28 protein-coding genes are annotated in these 24,224 nt (G+C 47.9%); 23 read left to right on the top strand and 5 right to left on the bottom strand.

Translation table 11 applies throughout. From position 1 onward, the window contains the following. The 3 genes from xerA to sfsA are packed head-to-tail and all read right to left on the bottom strand — an operon-like array spanning nucleotide 1 to nucleotide 2,528. The gene (gene xerA, locus E3E26_RS08665) at nucleotides 1–861 is read right to left on the bottom strand and encodes a site-specific tyrosine recombinase/integron integrase (RefSeq protein WP_167900926.1); all 861 of its coding nucleotides are present in this window, start codon (nucleotides 859–861) and stop codon (nucleotides 1–3) included. Between the two features lies 1 nt (nucleotide 862). After that, nucleotides 863–1,756, bottom strand: a complete 894-nt coding sequence (locus E3E26_RS08660) for a toprim domain-containing protein (RefSeq protein WP_167901037.1) — start codon at nucleotides 1,754–1,756, stop codon at nucleotides 863–865. Between the two features lie 49 nt (nucleotides 1,757–1,805). Further along, nucleotides 1,806–2,528: a DNA/RNA nuclease SfsA gene (gene sfsA / locus E3E26_RS08655; protein ID WP_167900925.1), complete on the bottom strand. Its 723-nt coding sequence runs from the start codon at nucleotides 2,526–2,528 to the stop codon at nucleotides 1,806–1,808. A gap of 64 nt (nucleotides 2,529–2,592) precedes the next feature. On the opposite strand from sfsA, the gene E3E26_RS08650 reads away from it, so the two are divergent. The 20 genes from E3E26_RS08650 to E3E26_RS08555 all read left to right on the top strand — a co-directional run bounded on the left by E3E26_RS08650 (nucleotide 2,593) and on the right by E3E26_RS08555 (nucleotide 19,553). After that, nucleotides 2,593–3,147, top strand: a complete 555-nt coding sequence (locus E3E26_RS08650) for a V4R domain-containing protein (protein ID WP_240911708.1) — start codon at nucleotides 2,593–2,595, stop codon at nucleotides 3,145–3,147. Further along, a complete protein-coding gene (locus tag E3E26_RS08645) occupies nucleotides 3,147–4,256 on the top strand; it encodes a winged helix-turn-helix domain-containing protein (protein ID WP_240911698.1) in 1,110 nt (369 codons plus the stop codon). The genes E3E26_RS08650 and E3E26_RS08645 overlap by 1 nt, the downstream gene beginning before the upstream one ends. Before the next feature lie 97 nt (nucleotides 4,257–4,353). After that, complete coding sequence (locus E3E26_RS08640) at nucleotides 4,354–4,992, top strand: 4Fe-4S dicluster domain-containing protein (RefSeq protein ID WP_167900923.1); 639 nt, start codon at nucleotides 4,354–4,356, stop codon at nucleotides 4,990–4,992. A gap of 10 nt (nucleotides 4,993–5,002) precedes the next feature. After that, the gene (cooS, locus tag E3E26_RS08635) at nucleotides 5,003–6,895 is read left to right on the top strand and encodes an anaerobic carbon-monoxide dehydrogenase catalytic subunit (protein ID WP_167900922.1); all 1,893 of its coding nucleotides are present in this window, start codon (nucleotides 5,003–5,005) and stop codon (nucleotides 6,893–6,895) included. Between the two features lie 67 nt (nucleotides 6,896–6,962). Next, nucleotides 6,963–7,772 (top strand): P-loop NTPase, encoded by an 810-nt coding sequence (locus E3E26_RS08630; RefSeq protein WP_167900921.1) that lies wholly within the window; start codon nucleotides 6,963–6,965, stop codon nucleotides 7,770–7,772. Further along, complete coding sequence (locus tag E3E26_RS08625; protein WP_167900920.1) at nucleotides 7,773–7,967, top strand: CooT family nickel-binding protein; 195 nt, start codon at nucleotides 7,773–7,775, stop codon at nucleotides 7,965–7,967. A gap of 4 nt (nucleotides 7,968–7,971) precedes the next feature. Further along, on the top strand, nucleotides 7,972–9,876 hold the full coding sequence (locus tag E3E26_RS08620; protein ID WP_167900919.1) for a proton-conducting transporter membrane subunit: 1,905 nt from the start codon (nucleotides 7,972–7,974) through the stop codon (nucleotides 9,874–9,876). After that, a complete protein-coding gene (locus tag E3E26_RS08615) occupies nucleotides 9,873–10,754 on the top strand; it encodes a respiratory chain complex I subunit 1 family protein (RefSeq protein ID WP_167729768.1) in 882 nt (293 codons plus the stop codon). Before E3E26_RS08620 ends, E3E26_RS08615 begins: the two co-directional genes overlap by 4 nt. Before the next feature lie 3 nt (nucleotides 10,755–10,757). After that, complete coding sequence (locus E3E26_RS08610) at nucleotides 10,758–12,380, top strand: NADH-quinone oxidoreductase subunit C (RefSeq protein WP_167900918.1); 1,623 nt, start codon at nucleotides 10,758–10,760, stop codon at nucleotides 12,378–12,380. A gap of 1 nt (nucleotide 12,381) precedes the next feature. Further along, nucleotides 12,382–12,879, top strand: a complete 498-nt coding sequence (locus tag E3E26_RS08605; protein WP_167900917.1) for a 4Fe-4S dicluster domain-containing protein — start codon at nucleotides 12,382–12,384, stop codon at nucleotides 12,877–12,879. Nucleotides 12,880–12,884: 5 nt separating this feature from the next. Next, on the top strand, nucleotides 12,885–13,460 hold the full coding sequence (locus E3E26_RS08600; RefSeq protein WP_167901035.1) for an NADH-quinone oxidoreductase subunit B family protein: 576 nt from the start codon (nucleotides 12,885–12,887) through the stop codon (nucleotides 13,458–13,460). Next, nucleotides 13,450–13,734, top strand: coding sequence for a monovalent cation/H+ antiporter complex subunit F (locus tag E3E26_RS08595; RefSeq protein ID WP_167900916.1), 285 nt, complete (start codon nucleotides 13,450–13,452; stop codon nucleotides 13,732–13,734). The genes E3E26_RS08600 and E3E26_RS08595 overlap by 11 nt, the downstream gene beginning before the upstream one ends. After that, the gene (mnhG, locus tag E3E26_RS08590; protein ID WP_167900915.1) at nucleotides 13,731–14,090 is read left to right on the top strand and encodes a monovalent cation/H(+) antiporter subunit G; all 360 of its coding nucleotides are present in this window, start codon (nucleotides 13,731–13,733) and stop codon (nucleotides 14,088–14,090) included. Before E3E26_RS08595 ends, mnhG begins: the two co-directional genes overlap by 4 nt. Then, nucleotides 14,083–14,337: a hydrogenase subunit MbhD domain-containing protein gene (locus E3E26_RS08585; RefSeq protein WP_012571987.1), complete on the top strand. Its 255-nt coding sequence runs from the start codon at nucleotides 14,083–14,085 to the stop codon at nucleotides 14,335–14,337. Before mnhG ends, E3E26_RS08585 begins: the two co-directional genes overlap by 8 nt. Continuing rightward, the gene (locus E3E26_RS08580) at nucleotides 14,338–15,108 is read left to right on the top strand and encodes an MnhB domain-containing protein (RefSeq protein ID WP_167900914.1); all 771 of its coding nucleotides are present in this window, start codon (nucleotides 14,338–14,340) and stop codon (nucleotides 15,106–15,108) included. Next, complete coding sequence (locus E3E26_RS08575; RefSeq protein WP_012571989.1) at nucleotides 15,101–15,505, top strand: Na+/H+ antiporter subunit C; 405 nt, start codon at nucleotides 15,101–15,103, stop codon at nucleotides 15,503–15,505. The genes E3E26_RS08580 and E3E26_RS08575 overlap by 8 nt, the downstream gene beginning before the upstream one ends. Beyond that, complete coding sequence (locus tag E3E26_RS08570; RefSeq protein ID WP_167712199.1) at nucleotides 15,502–15,987, top strand: Na+/H+ antiporter subunit E; 486 nt, start codon at nucleotides 15,502–15,504, stop codon at nucleotides 15,985–15,987. The genes E3E26_RS08575 and E3E26_RS08570 overlap by 4 nt, the downstream gene beginning before the upstream one ends. A 10-nt stretch (nucleotides 15,988–15,997) precedes the next feature. Continuing rightward, nucleotides 15,998–17,560: a proton-conducting transporter membrane subunit gene (locus E3E26_RS08565; RefSeq protein WP_167901034.1), complete on the top strand. Its 1,563-nt coding sequence runs from the start codon at nucleotides 15,998–16,000 to the stop codon at nucleotides 17,558–17,560. Nucleotides 17,561–17,702: 142 nt separating this feature from the next. Continuing rightward, nucleotides 17,703–18,749: a M42 family metallopeptidase gene (locus E3E26_RS08560; protein ID WP_167901033.1), complete on the top strand. Its 1,047-nt coding sequence runs from the start codon at nucleotides 17,703–17,705 to the stop codon at nucleotides 18,747–18,749. 93 nt (nucleotides 18,750–18,842) lie between these two features. Continuing rightward, the gene (locus E3E26_RS08555) at nucleotides 18,843–19,553 is read left to right on the top strand and encodes a hypothetical protein (protein WP_167900913.1); all 711 of its coding nucleotides are present in this window, start codon (nucleotides 18,843–18,845) and stop codon (nucleotides 19,551–19,553) included. Between the two features lie 16 nt (nucleotides 19,554–19,569). Here the strand turns inward: E3E26_RS08555 and E3E26_RS11090 are convergent, their stop codons facing one another. After that, nucleotides 19,570–19,893: a hypothetical protein gene (locus E3E26_RS11090; protein ID WP_240911707.1), complete on the bottom strand. Its 324-nt coding sequence runs from the start codon at nucleotides 19,891–19,893 to the stop codon at nucleotides 19,570–19,572. Nucleotides 19,894–19,942: 49 nt separating this feature from the next. Here E3E26_RS11090 and E3E26_RS08545 point away from each other — a divergent pair, with 49 nt between their 5' ends. Further along, nucleotides 19,943–21,847 carry a helicase C-terminal domain-containing protein gene (locus E3E26_RS08545; RefSeq protein ID WP_167900912.1) on the top strand — a complete coding sequence of 635 codons (1,905 nt, stop codon included), beginning with the start codon at nucleotides 19,943–19,945 and terminating at the stop codon, nucleotides 21,845–21,847. Between the two features lie 382 nt (nucleotides 21,848–22,229). Here the strand turns inward: E3E26_RS08545 and E3E26_RS08540 are convergent, their stop codons facing one another. Then, nucleotides 22,230–22,544 carry a hypothetical protein gene (locus E3E26_RS08540; RefSeq protein WP_167900911.1) on the bottom strand — a complete coding sequence of 105 codons (315 nt, stop codon included), beginning with the start codon at nucleotides 22,542–22,544 and terminating at the stop codon, nucleotides 22,230–22,232. A gap of 161 nt (nucleotides 22,545–22,705) precedes the next feature. Between E3E26_RS08540 and E3E26_RS08535 the strand changes: the two genes are divergently transcribed. Further along, a complete protein-coding gene (locus E3E26_RS08535; protein ID WP_167900910.1) occupies nucleotides 22,706–22,876 on the top strand; it encodes a hypothetical protein in 171 nt (56 codons plus the stop codon). Further along, complete coding sequence (locus E3E26_RS08530; RefSeq protein WP_167900909.1) at nucleotides 22,854–24,215, top strand: hypothetical protein; 1,362 nt, start codon at nucleotides 22,854–22,856, stop codon at nucleotides 24,213–24,215. Before E3E26_RS08535 ends, E3E26_RS08530 begins: the two co-directional genes overlap by 23 nt. Nucleotides 24,216–24,224 lie beyond the last annotated feature (9 nt).

The following is a 24,224-nucleotide window of genomic DNA, read 5'->3' as shown; positions in this document are numbered from 1 at the left end:
CTATGGCCCTACCTGACCCTCCATCAGCCCCTCTATCAGCCTCGCCTTTTCCTGTGCCTTTCTGAGGTGCTCCACTGTAACTTTCGTGTAAATCTGGGTCGTTGACAGGTTTGAGTGGCCGAGCAGTTCCTGAATAGCCCTTATATCAACGCCGTTTTCGAGCATGTGGGTGGCAAAGCTGTGGCGGAGCATATGGGGTGTAACCCGAATTCTAGCCCTGTCGCCGTATTTTTTAAGGAGGTACCAGACAGTCTTCGGAGAGAGCTTATCCTTCCTCTCCCGCCTGTCTTCCACAATAAGGTACTCGCTGTCGTCATCTCTTGTTTCAAGGTAGGCCTCAATCTCCTCCAGCAGAAAGGCAGGAATCGGTACAACGCGATCCTTGGCACCCTTTCCGCCGCGAACGATTATAAGGGAGCGTTCGAAGTCGACGTCGGACTTTTTCAAGTTGCATAGCTCGCTGACGCGAAGACCTGCGCCGTAGAGGAGGAGAAAAATGAGTCTGTCGCGCTTCCTCGTCGGCGGGATAACGGAGAGAAGTTTCCTGACCTCCTCCCTCGTCAGGCTCTTGGGGAGGCTCTTGGGCACCTTTGGCGGCTTGAGCTTTTCAGCCTCTTCGTCATAGCCCTCGAAGCGGAAGTAGGAGCGCAGGGCCTGGACTACGAGGTTCAGGCTTTTGTTGGAGTAGCCTTCGCGCCTGAGCTTTGCAAGAAAACGAAGGGCGGAGCGGGCTTTAAGCTCCCCGCCCCATTCCAGATAGCGCCTCACGTAGTAGGAGTACATCCTAATGGTGTTCGGGCTCTTGCCCTCCAGATCAAGGTAGGTCTCGTACTCCTCAATTATCTCGTTGAGGGCTTCCATTTCACAGCCCCTTCAGGAGGCCTTCGATGTCGTCGGGCTTTATTTCTGCGTCAGCGACAACTTCCGGCTCTTTGGGGGGTTCAGGCGGTTTTGGCGGCTCCTTCTTCGGCGGCTCCGGTGGCTTTGGAGGTTCCTCCCTTATGATAAGGCTGAGGTAGACCGTCTTGAGGAGCTCATCGACGAGTCCCTTGTCCTCGGCGAAGATGTAGCCCTGGCCGACTATGACTTTACCCGCCAGTCCGAGCTTCTCAACGGCATTGCCTATGTATGCCTCATCCGGAACCGGCTCGGCCGGGAAGAGGGACTTCCAGGCCTCCTCGATGCGGTAGATGTTCTTGGTGTTCTCGAGAAGAGCTTTAAGCCCTTCGTTCTCCTCCCTCAGTCTGTCGTTCTCAGCCTTGAGTTCCTCGCAGGCGCTAGTGATCTTTTCGTGCTCCTCGCGGAGCCTCCGGTACTCCTCGGCAAGACCATCGTAGCGGCCTTTGAGATCAAGGAGCTGGTTCCTCAGAGCCATGTACTCAGGGAGTATCTGCAGGCTCTTCAAACCAGCCCTGACGAGGGTGTTCTTGAGTTCCTTCCTGACGAGCTCGACATCTACGTGCTCGAGATCGTGGCCGAGGGGGAGCTTCATCCTCTCGACGTGGCCGACCATCTCGCTCAGCTCATTGAAAAGCCTCTCGGCAAGGTCCCTTCCAACGCGGTCGGCGTCAGTGGCTATGATAAGCAGGTCGGCCCCAGCTGCGGCGCTCTTTGCAATCTCAACGTTGGTCGTCGGGATTATGGCGGAAATCGTTATGTTGTACTCACTTCCCAAAGCCAGACCTTGAAGAGCTTTACTTACCACTTCAACGTCGCTCGCACCTTCAACCAAAATTCTAACATCGACTATGGCCATTCCCATCACCTCGCGGGGTCGTTACCCCTTTGAAAATAGGGTGGGGTCTTTAAAAATCCTCCCTCAGCTCAACCTCAAGGCTCGGCCTTTCGAGGATCACCCTGCCGTCTGGAAGAAGTGAAATGCTCAGCGCGTGGATTTCAACGCCGGCGTTCTTGGCTTCACTCAGAAGGCGTGCTATCCTAGGGTCGCCCTTCTCATATGGCCTGAACTTCTCAACACCCGGCATCGCGCCAATGAAGAAAATCATTGCCTTCCTCCCGGCCTTTTGGAGCTCTATCAGCTCTTTTATGTGCTTCTGCCCCCTCAGGGTAGGACAGTCCGGATACATAGCATATTCTCCCCTCTTCCCACCTCTCAGAACCGCGCTCTTCATCTCAGCGTAAATCTCTCCGCCTGGACACTCAAAGAGGTAATCCAAGCGGGACTTCCCAACGGTTACCTCCTTCTTCTTTATCCTGCAGTCTTTAAGCCATGGAACCAAGCCAAGCTCCACCGCCTTCTCAAAGGCTTTGGCCTGAGTCCTCGTGTCTATAACCGCACCCTTCCCGTGAAGGTCTTCAAAGGCAACCAGAACAAAGTCTGTCTTTCCCCCACTCTTGGGAACGCAGAAGGCCTTCCTCCCAGGAATCATGAACTCTTCCAAGCGGCCGGTGTTTGTAACTAGGGCTTTTCTCTTTTCCCCGTCAACCTCGACCAGTGCCACGAAGCGGTTGAGCCTTTTGATGAATGTACATGGTACAACATTAAGCCTGAGGAGTATTCTGGCCATATTTATATTTTGGTTTTCAAAACTTTTAAATTGATGTATGCATACTCTTTCATAGGTGTTAGAGATGGAAATTGAGTACATCGATCTAATCAAACAATGGCGAAATATTTACAGGTCTGAGGTTAAAGAAAAGCCCTCTCAACTTCAGAGAAATGAGCTGACGCCACAGAATTACTTCCAAGTTAGAAGACCTTTTTTTGCAAAGCTTTTTCCAGAGGATCCAGAATACGTAAGAACTTTCAGGATGATTTCTTATGGTATGATGGAATATAGTCCATCTCTAAGAAGTCTCATTTTGAGGGGTGCGGGATTAAAGCTCGCTAAAAGACTTGTAGAAAGTGGGGAAGTCAAAAGTCTAGATGACCTACCTAAAGTGTTCTTAAATCAGAAGATAGGGCTTCTTGATATCTTGGAAGAGTCTTTTAATAGGATAAAGCTAAATATCTATGAGTGTATGAGTTGTTACCATGCTGTCCCTATAGGGAGAACTTTATGCGATTTTGAAGCAGGCCTGATCCAAGGTATCATAGAAGAGCTAGTAGGCAGAAACATTACAAGAGAGATATACTGTCAGGGACTTGGCTACTCTTTCTGTGGCTTTGAGGTAGTATTTGAGTGATGGTTATGGGAGTTATAGTTGTACAATCATCAGGAAGGTGTGATGCAACCTGTGCAAACTGCATTTGGAGAGAGAGGTTAAGTGGAGTAATGCTCCCTGGGGATGTTCTCCCTAGAATAGCCTCTCTTTTAGATGGGTTCAAATTCGATGAAGGAATATTGATGTGCCCTAACCCATTTCTTCATCCAAAAATAAGGATTATCTACGATGAGCTGAGAGACATATCAAAAAGGGTGACCGTTTTTATACCCTTAACTGCCAGTCTTTCCAACCTCAGAGTAGATGTACTTGCCGATATGGACATGGTTTCTATAATTGTCCCTCCCACGATAGATATTAAAAGAGGGGATACTCTCATTAGAGCCCTTGAATCAAGAGGTATTGATCACATTGAGGCTTATTTGGTGTTTAACTCGAGCTCGGATCCAGGGGAAATCCTTAGGAAAATCGGGGAATGCATGAAGCGAGGATTAAGAATAACCGTTGGACCATCCCTTTTCAGCCCTCCATCCGGAGATATGTTCATTGAATCAATAAGCGCTAGAAAAGATGTCGAACTTGGCCTGCATTATGGAAGGAAATATCTTTATTCTGCTATGAAAGTGTTCCTAAATGATTATCCCATTACTCTGCTTATGTCCCCTATGGATCCATGCAGGCATCTTTATGTTAATCCATATGGCATTATATCAAAGTGTCCAAACTCAAATTTTTCAGTAAGCTACCGAGAGATGACTAGAGAAGTGCTTCGGAAGATATTCTTTTCCCCATGTCCCGACAATAAGAATCCGAATTTTGTACCAAAAGTTGAAATATCCTTTGTTACGCCATCAGGCATAAAAATTCCTGGAGATATTATGGAACTCCTTGAACTTATTTCTCAGACCAGATCATTTAGGGCGGCATGTAAGATTATGGGGGTTTCCCCATCAACATACTGGGAAAGGATCAGGGATATTGAGGAAAAACTCGGGAGAAGATTGATTGTCTCCGTTAAGGGAGGTCGAAAAAAAGGAATAACTGTACTTACTGGAGTTGCCTTGGATCTCCTGAAAGAATACCAACGGATCCGAGAGAGAGTTTTACTGTCTCTAAATGAAAGGTCCTAATACGGTAAATCGAATAATTTCTTGCGTTTTTATACGGATCGCCGAACACGATTCCATCTTAAAATCTTTTTGTTTACATTATACGAGGTGATCAACAATGCCAACTTTTTCCGGTTCCAACATGGAGAAGCTTACAATTTACATAAATCCAGAGAAATGCACGGGGTGCAGGGCCTGCGAAATTGCCTGTGCAGTTGAACATTCAATGAGCAAAAACCTCTTCGGTGCAATTTTTGAAAAACCAACCCCAAAACCCCGACTCCAAGTTGTTGTCGCCGACTTCTTTAATGTTCCAATGAGATGCCAGCACTGTGAGGACGCTCCCTGTATGGAGGCCTGCCCGACAGGAGCTATCTCCAGAACCAAAGAAGGCTTTGTTGTCCTTAACGCCAACAAGTGCATAGGCTGTCTCATGTGTGTGATGGCCTGTCCATTTGGCCATCCCAAGTTCGAGCCCGAATACAAGGCTGTGATAAAGTGCGACAGTTGTGTGGATAGGGTCAGAGAAGGCAAAGAGCCAGCATGTGTTGAGGCCTGTCCAACTAGAGCCCTGAAGTTCGGGACTCTCGGCGAAATACTGGAAGAGGTTAGAAAGGAGAAGGCAGAGAGTCTCATATCTGGGCTGAAATCGCAGGGAATGGTCTACATGAAGCCCGTCTCCGAGTCAAAGAAGAAAGAGGATCTTGTTAGACCTATGGATCTGTATCTTGCCTATTCAAATGTGGTGTGGTATTGAGGTGGTGAAAATGGCCGGAAAGAAGGTTCCCTCAAAGCAAGTCTCCATAACTCCGGGTGTTGGAAAGCTTATTGAGAAAGCCGAGGACGATAGAGTCAAGACTGCCTGGCACAGATTTTTGGAGCAGCAGCCTCAGTGTGGGTTTGGTCTCCTAGGTGTCTGCTGTAAGAACTGTACAATGGGGCCATGTAGAATCGATCCGTTTGGAGTTGGCCCAACTAAGGGAGTTTGTGGTGCAGATGCAGACACAATAGTGGCAAGGAACATTGTAAGAATGATAGCCGCTGGTGCTGCTGGTCACAGTGATCATTCAAGAGATGTGGTTCATGTGTTCAAGGGTGTTGCCGAGGGGAAGTTCAGGGATTACAAACTAACAGATGTTGAAAAGCTCAAAGAGCTGGCTAAGATTCTGGGTGTCGAAACAGAGGGCAAGAGTGAAAATGAAATTGCATTGGAAGTCGCCCACATTCTTGAGATGGAGTTCGGAAAACAAGATGAGGAGCCAGTAAGATTACTTGCAGCAACAGCACCAAAGAAGAGGATTAAGATCTGGGAGAAGCTAGGAGTCTTACCAAGAGCAATCGATAGAGAAATCTGTTTGAGCATGCACAGAACCCACATAGGCTGTGATGCAGACCCTGCAAGCCTTCTACTGCATGGTGTGAGGACTGCCTTGGCAGATGGCTGGTGCGGCTCAATGATGGCCACCTATCTGAGCGACATTCTCTTCGGAACACCGAAGCCGATAAAGTCGCTGGCGAACCTGGGAGTCTTGAAGGAAGACATGGTTAACATAATTGTTCACGGCCACAACCCGATTCTCTCTATGAAAATAGCAGAGGTTGCCCAGAGTGAAGAGATGCAGAAGCTGGCAGAGCAGTACGGAGCAAAGGGAATTAACGTTGCTGGAATGTGCTGTACCGGAAACGAAGTTCTCTCAAGAATGGGAGTCCAGGTCGCTGGAAACTTCCTGATGCAAGAGCTGGCGATTATAACTGGTGCAGTTGAGGCCGTGATAGTCGACTACCAGTGCCTAATGCCCTCATTAGTTGATGTCGCTTCGTGTTACCACACTAAGATAATAACTACTGAGCCAAAGGCTCGCATTCCGGGAGCAATACACGTCGAATTTGACCCGGAGAAAGCGGACGAGATCGCCAAAGAGATCATCAAGATTGCAATTGAGAACTATAAGAACAGAGTTCCGGCAAAGGTCTACATTCCAGAGCACAAGATGGAATTGGTTGCTGGATTTAGCGTTGAGGCAATACTTGAAGCCCTTGGTGGAACATTGGAGCCCCTCATAAAAGCCCTCAAGGACGGAACAATAAAGGGAATCGTCGGAATCGTTGGATGTAACAATCCAAGGGTCAAGCAGAACTACGGTCACGTCACCTTGGCCAAGGAGCTCATCAAGAGGGACATCCTGGTTGTTGGAACTGGTTGCTGGGGAATTGCTGCAGCAATGCATGGATTACTGACCCCCGAAGCAGCTGAAATGGCCGGTCCAGGGCTGAAGGCAGTATGCGAAGCGCTTGGAATTCCACCATGCCTGCACATGGGAAGCTGTGTTGACTGTTCAAGAATCCTGCTGGTCTTGAGTGCCCTCGCCAATGCTCTGAATGTTGACATTTCAGACTTGCCAGTTGCTGGCTCTGCTCCAGAATGGATGAGTGAGAAGGCAGTGGCAATAGGAACCTACTTCGTTGCAAGCGGCGTCTTCACACACTTGGGAGTTATCCCACCAGTCCTTGGAAGCCAGAAGGTTACCAAACTCCTCACAGATGACATCGAGGATCTCCTTGGAGGAAAGTTCTACGTTGAGACAGATCCAGTGAAAGCAGCAGAAACAATATACAACGTGATAATTGAGAAGAGGAAGAAACTTGGATGGCCCGTCTGATAGTTTCTATTATTTTAACTTTGAATTTTGTACATTAAACGTACAAACATTGCCGGAGGTGCCAACAATGAAAATACTAGTAGCTGGAAAAGGAGGGGTTGGCAAGACAACAACAACAGCATTACTCGCCCATATAATCGCCGACAAAGGCTACAATGTACTGACCCTTGATACAGACTCCGTTCCAAACCTTGCTCAAAGCCTTGGTGTCCCATATGATGAGGCATTAGATATCGTTCCACTCTCGCGGAACGAGGAGCTTGCCCAAGAGAGAACGGGAGCAAAACCTGGTTCCGGTTGGGGGGTACTGTTCTCCCTCACACCGAAAGTTGACGACTTAGTGGACATGTACGGAATAAGGATAAAACCAAATCTAAGTCTCGTCGTGGTCGGGAGTACAGAGCAGCCAAAGGAAGGTTGTCTGTGCCCGTCGATAGCACTCGCCAAAGCATTCCTGAATCATGTCCTTCTAAGAGAAAAGGACATTGTAATAGTTGATAGTGAAGCCGGTGCAGAGGTGTTCGGTAGAGGTCTAGCGGAAAAATTCGATGTTATGCTTTGTGTTGCGGAACCAACACTTAAATCGCTCACCATAGCCAAGAAACTTCTCAAAATGGGTGAGGAACTCAACATTTCGAACTTAATGCTCATAATTAACAAAGTACACGATTCCATGGAAGCCGCTAAGCTTTACTCACGTGTTTTCTCTGACTATCTAGTTCCCTATCACCTGGTGCATTTTGACACGTCCGTAATTAAAGCTGACAATGAAGGTCTGGGTGTCGATTCCATACCAATGGATTCTAGGATTTACCGTGATGTTGAATCTCTTGCAAATAAACTTCTGAGCATGAAAAAACGCTCAAAGGTGGTATGAATGTGTGAGTCAAAAGCCGTTGTTGTGGAAAATGGAAAGGAAGAAATCATAATGGAGGACGTGGCGTTTTTGTATTTTAAGGAAGGAAAGCCAGTGATAAGAGACATTCTCGGTAGGGAGATGCTACTCGAAGACTATGAACTGGACAGCATTGATTTTCTGAGGCACATCATGAGGTTTAAACTCAGGGGGTGATTCTATGGAGGTAATTTTTCTTTTTATTGTCATTATTCTGTCAGTTGCATCTTTCATTGGGGTCTTTTCGAGGAGCGCAATTTTAACGAAGTTAGTAAATGCCCTCTCCGCTCTCGGCTCATTGACAATAGCCTATGCTGGGATTATGGGTCTCAAAGAGAGCGTTGAATTAAACATCACTCTGTTACATCTGAAATCGGATTCCATTATCAATGCGTTCTCAACTCTAACACTCAAAGTCGACCCCCTGTCAGGCTTTTTCATGATAATACTCGGAATTCTGGGCTTCTGTACATCGGTTTATGGTATTGCATACTTAGACATGTATAAAGGAGACAAGAGACTATATGCCTTCAACTATCCCCTCTTCCTGCTCTTCATGTTCCTTGTTCTCGTCTCATGGAATCTCCTGTGGTTTGTTGTGTTTTGGGAACTGATGACTCTCTTCTCCCAGTTCCTGGTAGCGTTTGAAAGGAACGAGAAGACTCTCATTGCGACCCTCAAGTACTTCTGCATGACTAAAGCCGCAGCAGACTTTATGCTGATAGCCATAGTATTAGTACTCATAACAATCTCTGGCGGAGGTGATTACGATATCCTCTCGTCCCAGCTCGTAAACTATTTCCGCTCTCATCCTCTGGAGATGTATCTTGTAAGTGCTGGATTCATGATCGGACTTGGTGTCAAGGCCGCCCTTGTGCCGTTCCACGTATGGCTTCCAGACGCATACGTGGAGGCACCAAGTAACGTCTCGTCATTGCTCAGTGGGGCCATGGAAAAAATGCCAGTGTATATGATGTTCCGCTTTTTCCTGAGTTTCACCCCACTAACCCCTAATATTGGTCTACTCATAGCACTGTTCGGAACATTAACCCTGTTTTTTGGCACGATGTACGCACTAAAGCAAACAGACTCAAAGCGCCTACTGTCCTACCATAGTGTCGGCCAGATAGGTTACGTTGTCTTTGCCCTTGGGGCAGGGATATATCTCCTCTCCAAGGGGTACACCACATTCGGAGCTCTTGCCCTTATGGCATCCCTATTCCACGCTCTCAACCATGCATTCTTCAAGGGACTGCTCTTCCTAACAGCAGGCTCGATCCTTTATAGAACTGGAAGCAGGGATTTGGACCACTTGGGAGGACTAGCTAGATTTATGCCGATAACGGCATTTGCCGCACTGATAGGTTCTCTTTCCATAGCTGGGATGCCACCATTCAACGGCTTTGTTAGCAAGTGGATGATATACGTTTCAACACTTCCGACTCCGACTCTCGTTTCCCTGTTTGGGGCCCTAGCACTATTCATAAGCGCTGTAACAACCGCATCTTTCGTTAAGTACTTCACTTCCATCTTTGTAAGACCGCCTGCCAAGGAGATAACGGTCAAAGAAGTCCCAGTATCAATGTGGGCGTCCCAGTTGATTCTTGCAGTTCTTTGTGTAATTTTTGGTGTTTATCCAGCATTGCCACTGGAAGCAATCTCAAAAGCGGTTGACTCAGTAGGCGTGACCACTCCATCAATCACGGTCTTTCCCGGTCTCATAGTGTCCGACGGTATTGGAAACATAGCTCCTCTGGCTCTCCTGGTATTCTCCGGAGCTCTGACCGCAGTGTTACTAGCCATTTTCCCATACAAAATCAGTCTTCCAGTGTGGACAACTGGCACGAGAAAGTCCCTGGCCATGAGGCTTCCAGCGAGCTCATACTATGCCTCCTTTGAGGAAGAATTCGAGGATGTTTATAGCTGGGGAGAATGGTGTGTATGTACCACGAAAAGACTATGGGACGCCACAAAAGCCGTCTTGTCCAGCTTTGAGGAAGCATCCTTCGACTTGGACAAGATGATGACTGGAGCTTGGCTAATGCTCCTTATACTCCTTACAATACTCGGGGGTGTTCTGTTATGAATGCAGTTTATGCTGCCCTCAATCTAATCTTCATAGTACTCTTTGCTCCGTTATTAGACGGAATCGAGAGGAAAGTCAAAGCAAGACTTCAGTCAAGACAAGGGCCGCCGTTAATCCAGACGTGGCTTGATTTATTAAAGCTCTTCAGAAGGCCAAACGTCAGGCCTAGGGAGTCCGTAAGGTGGCTGTTCGAACCAGCACCAGCAATAGCGCTTGTATCTGTATTGGCGGCGTCCTTGTTCATCCCATCACTACTTCCTGGCTCTTTAGACACATGGGGGGATATAATCGCCTTCATATACCTCTCAACGCTCTCAGCCGTCGCCATAGCCCTCGGAGCGTTCTCAACTGGAAGTGCATATGCCCAAATAGGGTCCCACAGAGAAGTTTCAATCATAATGGCAGAGGAATTCTCCTTGGCTTTTATAGTGGCCGCACTCGCAGCATCCAGTGGGGGTCTCTCGTTCTCGCGACTTTTCCCCCTCCAACTAAAAGTATCTACCATAACAGGTGCTCTGGCATTCGCAGTTATGGCATACGTCGCGGGAGCCAGAATCCCATTTGACGTCGCTGAAGCCGAACCAGAGATAGTCGAAGGTCCCTTTATAGAGTTCAGCGGGAAAGGCCTGGGAATGTTAAAGCTCTCAATCTACGTGAAACGGCTACTTCTCACCACGATACTCCTGAACTTCTTCCTGCCCCAAGATGGCACAGTGAGAGTACTAGTCTACGTCATTGGACTAGTCATCATATCAGTTGTTTACGCGTCAATTGAAGCCCACTATGGAAGATTCAGGACTAAAGACGCCGCCAGATTCCTCAAGCGTTTTGCAATAGTTGGAATCCTAAGTTGGATTTTGGGAGTGGTGGGGTGGTAAATTATGGTATTTGATATCCTCAAAGGATGTAAAATACTGGAGCACAATGATAAGATGACAGTCGCCGAGGTCGGCGCCAGCAATATACGGGAGATTGCAAGGGCGTTATTCGAGAGGGGTTATTACTACTCTAGTGGCATGGGAGTAGACGAACGGCCCATAAACGGGAGGTTTGCAATGTACCACATATTCAACTGCGATACAGAGGGAAGATATGTGGTTCTCAAGATAACATCCCCCGAAGGGAGCCCTGAGATACCGTCAATAACCCCTGTTATCAAGGGTGCTGAATGGTCAGAGAGAGAAGCCATGGACATGCTCGGCATAGTTTTCAGTGGACATCCAAAGCCCGAAAGGCTTATTCTACCGGACGATTGGCCAGAAGGAGTCCATCCCCTGAGAAAAGACTTTCCTTACAACAAAAAGCTTCCACCGTCAAAACCCATAGAAAAAGAAAGGGAGCACAAAAAAGACGTCATGGAGATACCCCTAGGACCATATCATCCCTCCCTTCACGAACCAGAGTATTTTGAGCTCTATGTTAAAGGAGACAAAGTCGTAGATGCGGAATACAGGGGATTTCACATCCACAGGGGAATGGAGAAGCTTGCTGAATCACGAATGACAATAAACCAAATCCCATTCCTCGCGGAGAGGATATGTGGAATCTGTGGTTGCACCCATTCCGCCGCATACTGTCAGGCAGTTGAGGATGCTGCTGGCATCTACGTTCCGGAGAGAGCACAGTACATAAGGACAATAATGCTTGAGGTAGAGAGAATTCACAGCCACCTCCTTTGGTTCGGGGTTGTATGCCATCTTCTCGGCTTTGACAGCGGTTTCATGCACATCTGGAGGGCCAGAGAATACATAATGGACATAGCAGAGCTCATAACCGGCAACAGAAAGACCTACGGAATAAATATTGTCGGAGGAGTAAGAAGAGACATCACGGAGGATAAAAAGGAAAAAACGCTGAAACTTCTGGACATGGTTGAAAAAGAGAGCAGGGAAGTACTTGATAACATCGCTGAGATGAAGGAGCTCAGAGAAAGGATGGAGGGTGTCGGAGTTCTACCGAAGAAAGAGGCCAGAGAGATAGGTGTGGTCGGTCCCATGGCCAGGAGCTCCGGGATTGACACTGATATAAGGCGAGACCATCCCTACGCGGCTTACAAGGACTTGGACTTCAAAGTCCCGGTTTACAAAGAAGGGGACGTTTTTGCAAGGTTCCTCGTAAGATACGAAGAAATTTTTGAGAGCTTCAATATGATAAGACAGGCCCTGGAAAATATGCCGCCAGGAGAACTGATAAATGACGAATATGAGATTCCTCCATTCAAACTCGGTATCGGAGTCACTGAAGCTCCACGTGGGGAGAACATCCACGCCGTGATAACATGGGGAGAGAACATGATTTACCGCTGGCATCCAAGAGCTGCAACCTATAACAACCTCCCGGCAGTTCCTATAATGCTCAGAGGGAATGACGTTGCAGATGCTCCCCTAATAATAGCCAGCATAGATCCATGCTTCTCCTGTACAGACCACGTTTCAATAATTGATTCTGAAAGCGGGAAGATTCTGTGGAGGGGGCCGCTTAAGGAGGGCGTGAGGAGGGTCTGAAATGGGGAGGCTGAAACTACTGGGCAAGGCCATTTCCATAGGTAGTGTCACAGAAAAATATCCTTTCGCTCCGATTGACGTTCCAGATGATTACAGAGGAAAACCAGTTATCAACGAGGAAACATGCATAGGTTGCGGTGCCTGCGCTAACGCCTGCCCTCCCCAAGCAATTAGAGTTTTCACAGACGAGGCTAGGGGCATCAGAGTCGTCCATCTTTTCCTTGGGAGATGTATATTCTGTGGTCGTTGCCAAGACGTATGTCCCGTGGGTGCGATAAAGCTAACCACACAATTCGAACTTGCTACACCAGATCATGACGAACTGCACCAGATTGTGGAACTACAGATGGCCCGCTGCAGTGAGTGCGGAAAGTCCTTCGACACATATAGGCATCTGATAGCTTCTCTCGAAAAAATACACCCTTGGGAAAGAAAGAATCTCCTTCTGTGCCCTGAGTGTAGAGCGAAAAAAACGTCTGAGTGGAGGGTGTGGGGGTGAGATCCATGGTAAAAAATAGTCTATGGGTTTTTCATCTCAACTCCGGCTCATGTAACGGCTGTGATATAGAGATCCTAAATATCTTTGCACCACGAAACGATGTTGAAAGACTCGGGATAAAGCTCGTTGGCTCTCCCAGACATGCAGACGCCATAGCATTTACCGGACCAATTACGAGGGAGTGTCTGCCAAAGGTTATTGACGCTCTGAAAGCGGTTCCGGAGCCAAAAGTGGTTCTGGCCATAGGGGCGTGCGCCTGTGGAGGGGGCATATGGTATGATACTTACTCCGTAATAGGTGGTGTTAAAGAGCTCTACAGGATTCTAAAAGAAGAATACAACATGGAGCCTCCCGCGACGGTTTTTATACCTGGCTGTCCCCCAAAGCCAGAGGCCATAATCTACGGTGTGGCTGTTGCTAGTGGGATGCTAGAGTCAAAACAGAAGAAGACTGTCTATATCGAGCCGGAGGAATCTGTGGCAAATGAGAAGCTGATGATCGCCGAGCTCATAAGTGAAGCAGAAAAGACGAGGCACTTTATGCCGGGAATTGTCATCAGGGGGGTTGAGGATGAGCCTTGAGGGCACATTCATTATCTTCATGAAGTTCATTATTCCGCTTTACCTGCTTGCATTTGTGATTTATGCAATTAGAGCTTTCAGAGGTCCAACAATACCTGACATAATACTAGCAATAGACTGCATGAGCTTCGATATCGCAGCATTCATGGCCATTCTGGCAGTCTACTTCAAAAGCGTCTTTCTGATTAGTGGTGCTATAACTCTAGCATTGTGGGCTTATCTTCTGGACATCTACATAGCCAAATACCTCGTGAGTAGAGAGGTGGGAGCATGAGTGAGGTGCTGTTCTACCTCGGAGCCATCATGATAGCTATCGGCGGCATCTGCGACCTGTTTGGAGCCATAGGCCTACTCCGCTTCCCCAACTTCTACATCAGGCTACACGCTGCAACAGTTGGAACTATTGGGGGTGCAGTAGTGCCGTTATTCGGTGTCGGGTTTTTAGCATTGGGTAGCAATTTCCTTCCCCACAAGTATGCTATAGCAGGAGCTAGTTTCGTCACAGGGATAATAGTGCTTCTGGCAGCGCCTGCCGGTGCCCATGTCTTAGCGTACGCCGCTCACAAAGCTAAGCTCGTCCAATGGAACCCCAAGTGCGACCACTTAACAGAGGTGAAGAAGCATGATTGAAGTGCACTTACTAATGCTGGCAATTACAACAATCATCGGATTAATATTCTCATACTTGGCAATTATTGAAAAAGACCTGCTTAGAGCCATTGGCTTTTCGGCAGTCCAGGCAATTGCCTATGCAATCGCATTTTACATCCTAATGGCACCAGACATTGTCCTGGCCTACGTTGCTATAGCGGTTGGAATATATTCAGCACTCCTGGTTTTCGTTGTGAGTAAAACAGGGAGATACGAGGTGGTGTAAATGAAAAAGCTAATCCCACTTGTAATCATACTTGTGGCAATATTGGGATTGGCTTATTATATTGCTCCAAAACTCCCCCAGCAAACTGATGTAAGACCTCTAGGTGAGTTTTACCTCCAGAATAGTTATTTCGGGGACTACTCGGCTAAAAGTCCAGAGGTCGTCACCTCAATCTTGTGGGACTATCGTGGTGTTGATACACTCTTTGAGACTGCGGTATTCTTCCTTGCGATTATTGGAAGCCTAACTCTCTTTAGGCTAAATAAAAGACAGGAAAAGGCAGCAAAGCAGAAGACAGAGGAATTCACAGGAGGTCTTACCATAGTAGTCAAATCAGTTACGAAAATTATTGTCGTCATGATCCTTGCGGTTTCGGCATCTATTGCCTTGCACGGTCACTTGACACCGGGTGGTGGCTTTCAGGGCGGCTCTGCTCTCGCGGTCGCTCCGCTCCTTATAATAGCAGCATACTCAAAATATACCCTAGAAGAAAATGGCTTGGACAAGACGAGGGCATTAATTCTGCGTTCTATTGGACTCCTGGGAATAGCGTTAGTGGCGTTAGTTCCACTCCTTAGCGGAGGCTTCATCATGCAGAACCAACCAGTATTTCCCGCAGAGATCAACGGCCAGCTCATTGGCGGTTCGCTGATTTACTACAACTTCTTCGAATTTCTAGCAGTTGGAGCAGGCTTCACTGCAGTATTCCTCCTACTAGCAATCCCAGAAAGCATATTTAAGCGCTTTTTACGGGGGGATGTGGATGAGTAGTGCGGTTCCCTTTATATTATCAATCATAATACTATCACTCATCGCGACAATCATGATCGGCCTGTATGGTATCGTGGGGAGGCCCAACCTAGTCAAAAAACTCATCGCACTAACAATTTTGGGAGATACTACAAACCTGCTTGTTGTTTTACTTGGATATCGCTCAATTTATCCTGTAATGCCGCCAATATTGCCCGACTTAAGCAAGGAGACACTAAGTCAGTTCATCAGCACAGCAGTTGACCCTCTACCACAGGCCCTAGTGATTACTGCGGTGGTTATTGGAATGGCCGTTAACGTTCTCCTAGCCTTTGCAATAATCCAGATTTACCGTTTATACGGGACTGTTGACACGAGAGAGCTTCAACAGGAGCTACTTGGGGGTGGTGAACGATGAAAGGTGTGGTCCCCACTGCAACGCTGACATTCATCACATACCTCATATTTACGGGGTCTGCAAGTCCATTTGACTTAGTTACTGGGATAATCGTAGCCATTAGTGTCGGATTGCTTATTGGGAGATACTTAGTCCAGAATGATACAAAAGCCATGAACCCTACCAGATGGCTATGGACTGTGATATATTTCATTTGGTACATGCTCGTGGCCGAGACTAAGTCCCACGTTGACGTTATGGTGAGAACGATTACAGGAAAGTACGAGCCAGGGATTGTCAAAGTACCAATTGGAGTAAAAACAGACTATGCAAAGACACTAGTCGCAAATTCAATTACCAACACTCCAGGAACAGTAGTTGTAGATCTAGATGATAAGTACATGTATGTGAACTGGATTAACGTAACTACGGAGGATCCTGAACAGGTTAAGGGAGAAATTTCTGCAGACTTTGAAAAGTTTGCGAAGAGGATATTCGAGTGAGGTGATGAAAATGGACGTTGTCGGCATTACTCCAGTCATTCCTGTAATCTTCGCATTCGCACTACCTTTATTCTCAATCATAATCAAAGGAAACAGAAAGATAATCCAGGCTTACGTCCTAATAGGGACTGGCTTGGCTTTAGTTAGCACTTTCAAACTCTTCCAGAAAACCTACGCCTCGGACAGGCCATTAGTCTACACTTTCGGAGGATGGAGTGCACCAGTTGGTGTAATCTACGAAGTCGACAAGCTAAGCGCCTTAATTGCCTTGGTGACCGCTGGACTTATGTTCCTGATCTCAATTTACTCGTATAGATACCTAGAACACGAAAATGGTCTGGAGTGGTATTATACGCTCTATCTGGGCCTGGAGGCCGGACTATTGGGAGTCCTGTTGACCGGGGATGCATTCAATCTTTTCGTCATGATAGAAGTTACGAGTATTGCAGCCTATGCCCTGGTGATGTTCTATCGCGATAGAGGCGATTCAGTGTACGCTGGCCTCAAATACGCCCTAATAGGTGCCGTAGGAACCACAATGTACTTCCTCGCGCTTGGAATAATTTATGGTGCCTTTGGCACGGTGAATCTTGCCGATTTGACAGCAAAAGTCCACGGTTTAAACTTTCCGGTTACTAATTCACCAGTCAGCAATATTGTGATAGCTTCAGGTGTTGCTTTGGCGTTGGCTACTTGGGCGTTCTTGATTAAGTCTGCCATAGTCCCGAACCACTTCTGGCTCCCAGAAGCACACCCAGCAGCACCAAGCCCAATCTCAGCCATACTCTCAGGACTAGTCGTCAACGTCGGCGTCTACTCACTCATCAGATTCCTCTACACAGTCTACGGGGGTACACTAATTCCAGAATTGGCCCGCATAGTCGGCGTATTGAGTAACATCGTCGTTGTCCTTGGTGCAGTATCATCCCTTTTCGGCGCTGCAATGATGACAGTCCAGAAGGACGTTAAGAGACTCATTGCTTATTCAACAATAATGCACATGGGTTATCTATTCATGGCGGTTGGACTTGGCACTCAACTAGGACTACAGGCCGCGTTGTTCCACCTGGTCAACCATGCCATTGCCAAAGCTCTGCTGTTCCTAGCGGCAGGAGCTTTTATTCACGCCATTGGTTCAAGGAACGTGGATGATCTGGCTGGCTTGGGTAAAAAGATGCCAGTTGCGACGTTCAGCCTTGCAATAGCTACATTAAGCCTCGTAGGTGTTCCACCATTAAACGTGTTCTTCAGCAAGCTGCTACTCTTCAATGCTTTAATGGAGAAGGACCTTGGTCTAGCGTTAATCTTAGTGATAAGTTCTGTAATTGCGCTGGTAGCTTATGTAAGGGTGTTCTACATTATTTGGCTGGGCAAACCAAGGAAGGATATAAAGATCAAAGAGCATGCCAGCATGAGCTTAGTTTGTTTGGTATTGGCAGTAATCTGTATTATAGTCGGACTGGCAACCCCAATTATTGTGGACAGCCTCATAAACCCAGCAGCGACACAGGCGATGGACTATAACAGCTACATAAATGCAGTATTAGATCTTGCCTTAAAGACTATCCGTTAATCACACTCTACTTCTACTCTTTTATCTGTTAACAGCGCTTAAATGGGCACATGACTATCAATGGGTTGTTACTACACCTAAAACCTTAAATATCTCCCGCCCGAGCATTTAGATGGAAATCTTAACGAAAGAGGTGATGGGAATGGTTGACTACGAGCTACTCAAAAAGATTGTTGAGGCTCCTGGTGTTTCTGGATATGAGTTTTTGGGCGTTAGGGACGTTGTCATTGAGGCCTTCAAGCCCTACGTCGATGAGATAAAGGTCGATAAGCTCGGAAACGTCATAGCCCACAAGAAAGGCTCTGGGCCAAAGGTCATGCTCGCGGCTCACATGGATCAGATAGGCCTTATGGTCACCCACATCGAGAAGAATGGATTCCTCCGCGTTGCCCCGGTTGGCGGTGTTGATCCGAGGACGCTCATAGCCCAGCGCTTCAAGGTCTGGATTGGAAAGGATGAGTTTATCTACGGCGTCGGTGGCTCAGTTCCGCCGCACATCCAGAAGCCCGAGGAGAGGACCAAGGCCCCGACCTGGGAGCAGGTCTTCATCGACATAGGCGCCGAGAGCAAAGAGGAAGCCGAGGAGATGGGAGTTAAGATCGGTACCATAATCACCTGGGACGGAAGGCTTGAGAGACTTGGCAAGCACAGACTCGTCAGCATAGCCTTTGACGACAGGATTGCTGTCTACACCCTTGTCAAGGCCGCCCAGGAGCTCGGCGAGACCGATGCGGACATATACTTCGTGGCCACCGTCCAGGAGGAGGTCGGCCTCCGCGGTGCAAAGGTTTCAGCCTTTGGCATTGACCCTGACTACGGCTTCGCCATTGACGTCACCATTGCCGCTGACGTTCCTGGAACACCGGAGCACAAGCAGGTTACCCAGCTCGGCAAGGGAACTGCCATAAAGATCATGGACCGCTCAGTCATCTGCCACCCGACCATCGTCAGGTGGATGGAGGAGCTCGCCAAGAAGTACGAGATACCCTACCAGTGGGACATCCTCCTCGGTGGAGGAACCGACGCCGGAGCTATACACCTCAACAAGGCTGGCGTCCCGACGGGAGCGATAAGCGTTCCGGCGAGATACATCCACTCCAACACGGAAGTTGTGGACGGACGCGACGTTGATGCGGGAGTTAAGCTTATGGTCAAGGTTCTCGAGCACATCACCGAGCTCGAGATCTGACCGTTTCTTCCGTTTTCTTCTTCACATTCTAACGCCAACTTTAAAAACCGGTCAGAGCATCTCTTAGAGGGACAATGTACAAGGGTGCTCGGCATGGAGTCAAAGACGGCAAGGGTGCCCTTCTCAGGAGGATGGGAAGCTCTAATAAGCGTCGCGGTGAATCCTGAGGAGCTCTTCCCAACGTTTCCATACCGTGCAGAGGTTACTAAGGCAGAAGAAAGGCTTATTGCGAAACTCTCCATTAAGAGCTTCCTCTGGAAGTTCGAGTTCGAGGGAGCCCTTGAGCTGGCCTTCAACGAACCCCACGTTACCTACGTAATAAAAGGTCGGAAGGGTCTTTTAATCCTGTCATTCATGGCAGACGATGGGAATCTGCTGGCTAGAGCTTCTGCCGACATTCCTGGCGAGAAGTTGCTCGGAAAGAAGCTCAGGCTAATCGCCGAGGGCTCCGGTAAGACCCTCGCCAGAATGGCGGAGAGCCACCACATCATTGCCCCGCTCGTCTTCGGTTCTGCGCGGGAGTTCATCCTCAAGGAGTTTAGAGCCCCACTGCTTGCCCATTTGCTCCGCTACGTGATGCTAAAAACAGGGAGGAGGTCATTCAGAATGATTGGGGAGGCAGGGGATAGTAGGTTTGTCGCGGAAGTTCTCAGAGGAGTCATTGAAAAGGTAGAGTACGAGACGGCGTCGGGAAGCTCTATAATAGAGGTCGGAAAGAACATTCTGGACGTGTCAGAGGACGATTTTACTGGAATGGAGCTGGCCGGAAGATATATGGTTAAAATTGAGGAGCACGGACAGTAAACGATCTCAGAGAACCTCATTCATCATTCATGGGATTCTCGTTCAGGAGTTCCTGAGAGCTGTCTTCTGGCATCTCGTTGGTGATAGTTGGGGTTCCAGAAGTTCCTTCCGTGGAAACGCTCCCCTCGGAAAGCTCATTTTCAAACTTCCTCCATTCATACCAGAAGAAGAGTGCACCCATGCCAATGCCCACCAGGAGGAAGGGCCACTTCGAGGGGAGAGGTAGCCCACGGTGCCAGTTGTAGAGCAGGTAGTTCTGGTAGAAGAACAGATAGCTCAGCCAGGCTACGATCAACGCCTCTATGGTGTATTCAATGAGCCTCTTGTCCCTTTCTTCCATTCCTCCCACCTGGGGAAAAGTTAAAAGCGAGCCGTTAAAACTCTTTCCCATGAGCGAATACTTCCCCTACGAGAGCCTCAGACCCCACCAGCGAGAGTTCATAGAGCTCGTTGACGAGGCCGTTAAAAACGGTGAAAACGCTATAATCGAGGCCCCAACGGGCTTTGGAAAGACTGTAAGCGTTTTAGCTGGAATTCTGCCGTACGCCATCGAAATGGGCTACAAGGTTCTTTATCTGGCGAGAACCCACAGACAAATGGACCGCGTTATAGAGGAGCTGAAGGCGATAAACAGGAAAACGCCCGTTTCCGGCGTTGAGCTAAGGAGCAGGAAGGATCTGTGCCTTCACAGCTATCTGACCCAGTTTACAACCGACGCTTACAACGCCATGGTCGTCTGCAAAAACCTGAAAAAGCTCGGCAAGTGCCCCTTCTATGAGAACGAGAAGAAGAAAAAGACCGAGTTCGATGAGCTGGTCAAGTTTTTCCTTCAGGAGCCAAGCCATCCGATGGAGATACTCGACTACGCCCAAACGCTGGAGCTCTGCCCTTACGACCTGACGAGAAGAATAGCGGAAAAGGCCAACGTCATAGTCGCGAGCTACCTCTACCTTCTCAGCCCAACGATAAGGGAGAACTTCCTCAGCTCACTCGACATCGATTATTCTGATCTAATCGTCGTCTTCGATGAGGCCCACAACCTTCCTGACCAGGCTATTTCCGCCCTGAGCGACAGGCTGAGCATCCACACCGTCAACAGGGCGATAAAGGAGGCCGACGAGTACAGAGAGCACGAGATAGCAAACTTTCTGAGCATCTTCGGAAAGGGGCTTGAAATGCTCTATGAGGAGAAGCTGAGAGAAAGGGACGTTCACGAGGTACCGATTCAGCCGGAGCTTGTCTTCGCCCATGTCATGGATATACTTAACCTCGACGGCCGCTATTTAGTCAAGACCCTCAACGAGATGGTGGCGGTTGGAGACTCAATAAGGGAGGACAGGATAGAGAAGGGCAAGCCACCGCGCTCCTACATCGGCCGCGTTGGGGAGTTCCTCCTCTTCTGGCTCTCGCTCATAGGCAGGGAAGATTACCTCTTTCTGATGAGCAGGGACAAAGGCCTCAGCCTTGAGCTCGTGGCGTTGGATCCTTCAAAGGCGCTGAGCTTCGTAAAGAACGTCCAGTCAGCAATATTCATGTCGGGAACGCTCACACCTCTCGAAGCCTTCCGCGACGTTATGGGCATCGAAAACGCCAAGCTGAAGAAGTTCCCACGCATGGTGAAGCGCGAAAACGCTCAGGTTTTGGTTGCAAAGGATGTTTCAACGCGTGGTGAGGAGCGCTCGATGGAAGTCTATAAGCGGATGGTTGACTACATCGTCGAAGCAGTTAAGCTTATCCCAAAGAACGTCGGTGTCTTTACCGCATCATATGAGGTTCTGCAGGGGTTGCTCTCGGCAAACCTGGAGGTTCGCCTCGAAGAGACGGGGAAAGCAATATTCATAGAGAAACAGGGCGCTACATCTCAGGAGAACGATTTGCTCGTTGCCAAGTTCAAAGCTCACGCGAGAGGTAAAGGAGCTGTCCTGCTGGGTGTTATGGGTGGGAGAAACAGCGAAGGACAGGACTACAGCGGTGACGAGATGAACGGGGTCATTTTAGTTGGTATCCCCTACGCGAGGCCGACGCCAAGGGTTCAGGCCCAGATAAGGTATTTCGAGAGGAAGTTCCCGGGCAAAGGTAGATACTACGGTTATTACCTGCCGGCCCACAGAAAGCTCGTCCAAGCGGCAGGAAGGGTTCACCGCTCGGCGGAGGAGAAGGGGTCAATAATCGTCCTCGACTACCGCCTGCTGTGGAAGGGCATAAAGAAGGACCTACCAGACTGGATGCGGGAAACAATGAGACCCGTTGATCTGGGGAGGATGAGGCTGTATTTGAGGCGGTTCTGGAGTTAGAATGAGTTCATTTTTGGAAATCTCACCCCGCTAATATATTTATTGCCGTAATAAAATTAGAATCTCGACTGAAATTCAGGAGTTCTCACGAAAAGATTAAAAACTTTGAAGTTGAGGGAATAATGAAGACTAAGCCCTTTGAGTGGTGGCCCCGGTAGACCCTCATGAAGCCGGGGACGCACCGTGAGAAGGGCTTATGATCGCCCTTTTATAATATCCCCTTTTTGCGGAGCGCTTTTTTAAGGGCCCTCAGGTTAGGAGTTTGTTCGTAAATCTCACGGCTGATATATGCGATGTTGTCAGTCAAAAGAACAACGTGACGGAACTCCCACCTTTTCTTGGCAATACTCTCTCTGAAAACGTTTTTCCTGCTTTGATATTCTCACAACTTTTTTGATAGCACGACGTCATCGATTATCAAAACCCTTGCATCGCGTTCAAACTTGGCCATTTGCTCATGCAAGTCGCCAAAATAAGGAGTTACCTCTACGTAGTCCAACAGAGATTTAATAGACGCAAACCTCTGAGGAAACTTTGAGACATAATTTCTTTTCTCCTGCTTTTTAAGCTCGGATATGTGTCTAAGCCAGCCAGATTTTCTCCTAAGTTCCCCGAGGTTTTCGTATTTTATAACCACCAGGGCATAGATCGTTCTTTTCTCTTTGCTCCTGCCCACTGAAACTATCAGCGTTTTCATTCAACCACCAGCCCCATTATCGATGGGGGTTTCTTTGGGTTTCTGAGAGTTCTTTATGGCTTACAGTTGTAAACCTCGACTTTTTTTACTTTTTGCCCTCAAGTTGGAGCCATTGTCCTCACGACAAGCGAAACCCCTAAATATTCCGACGCCCTACTCCTATGGGTGGTGTCGCGTTGCAGGGCAACGTAAACCTTGATGCTCTTTTGGAGAAGATGAAAGCGGAGCTGGAGCGGGCGAAGAGATTCAATCCATTGAAATTCGACAAGACCACTGAGGAATGTCTAAACAAAGCAAAGGAAGTAGCTGATGAGAGAGAGACTATGGAATGAAATAACTTGGCGAGAAAAGGAGATTAAGTGGAGAAAAGAAAAACTAAAAGAACACGATAAAGTCATTAGAACCCACTATGATATACTTTTAGTGACGTTTCTTTTGACATCAATTTCGTTTATGGCTGCATCGGAAAGAAAAGACACTATCGGGGCTATCCTGTTTATGATAGGGATGTTTAGTGCCATGGGTATGATATATGCAATAGCAATAATAGTTATTGGGCATTTTCGTCTCAAAAAATCAATAAAAGACGAAATCAATGAATTAAAAAAGGAAAAAGAAAAACTGGAGAAGAGATATTGGGAAACATCAATTGAGGAACTCGCAAGGAAAAAATTTGGCGACGCTTTCTTAGAAAAGTGCAGAAAAAAGTTCAGAGAATACTCCTCGAAAAACAATGGCGATTGGAAAATACTATCTGCTCTTTCTCCACAACTCGAACAAGCATTGATCTCCTTATCAGAAGGGGACTTCATAACCGCCAAAGATGAATTCGACAAAGCGGGAGAAGAACTCAAGGTCATTGTAGGTGAGATATACGACCCCTTCAAAGAGTACAAGGCCGGCGGAATCTTCCGAGACGTTCTTAAACTTGAAAAAGACGAGATACCATGCATAGCTCAAGAGTTAGAAGCGAATTTTAATAAGAAAAGTACCCCTCGTGGTATCTCCGCCTTAAAATTCGCCTCGAACGTCTGCCACGTCCTGCACTATGGGGATATGGAAGAGGCCAGGGAATTACTAAACGATGCCCAGGAAAGGCTAAGGCTCATGAGAGAAGAGAAATGGGACTACTCCTGCGGTGATATCAAATTCTTCCAGTACCTCTTCGAGTTCCACTACTTCCTCCTCAAAGCCGTTGTTGAGGCTTACGAGGCTGAAGTCGGTGCAGTTGCAAGGGCAACCCAAGAGCAGGCGGAGCGCTTCGCCGCAGCCAAGCCTGTTGAAGTTCCCGAAACGGTCGAGAAGGTTACCGTTTCAGCCGAAGAACCCGAAAAGGAGCTTTACAGGGGTGAAGTCCGCTTCAAGATGGGTGCGATGAGTCAGGAGCGCGTCGGCATGCTGGTGGTAACCAACAAGCGCTTGAAGCTTACTGGGAAATATAGGTTGAAGGGTTACGTTGCTACCGTGGCGATAAAAGCCGCTCTAAGGGCGGCTGGAATTGGAGAAGTTTACGAGGATATTCCATTGAAGGACATAAACTGGCTTGAGCTGAAAAAGGCTTTACTGGGTGGTTATTACCTTGAATTCCGCGCGAAGGGCAAGAAATACACCCTCTACACCGACGCAGCCCAACACATCTACAACCTACTAAAACAATACACGAACGCCTGATTTCTCCTT

This window comes from Thermococcus sp. LS1 (genome assembly GCF_012027395.1).
Lineage (GTDB): Archaea > Methanobacteriota_B > Thermococci > Thermococcales > Thermococcaceae > Thermococcus.
This window is presented reverse-complemented; position numbering and strand designations above follow the sequence as displayed.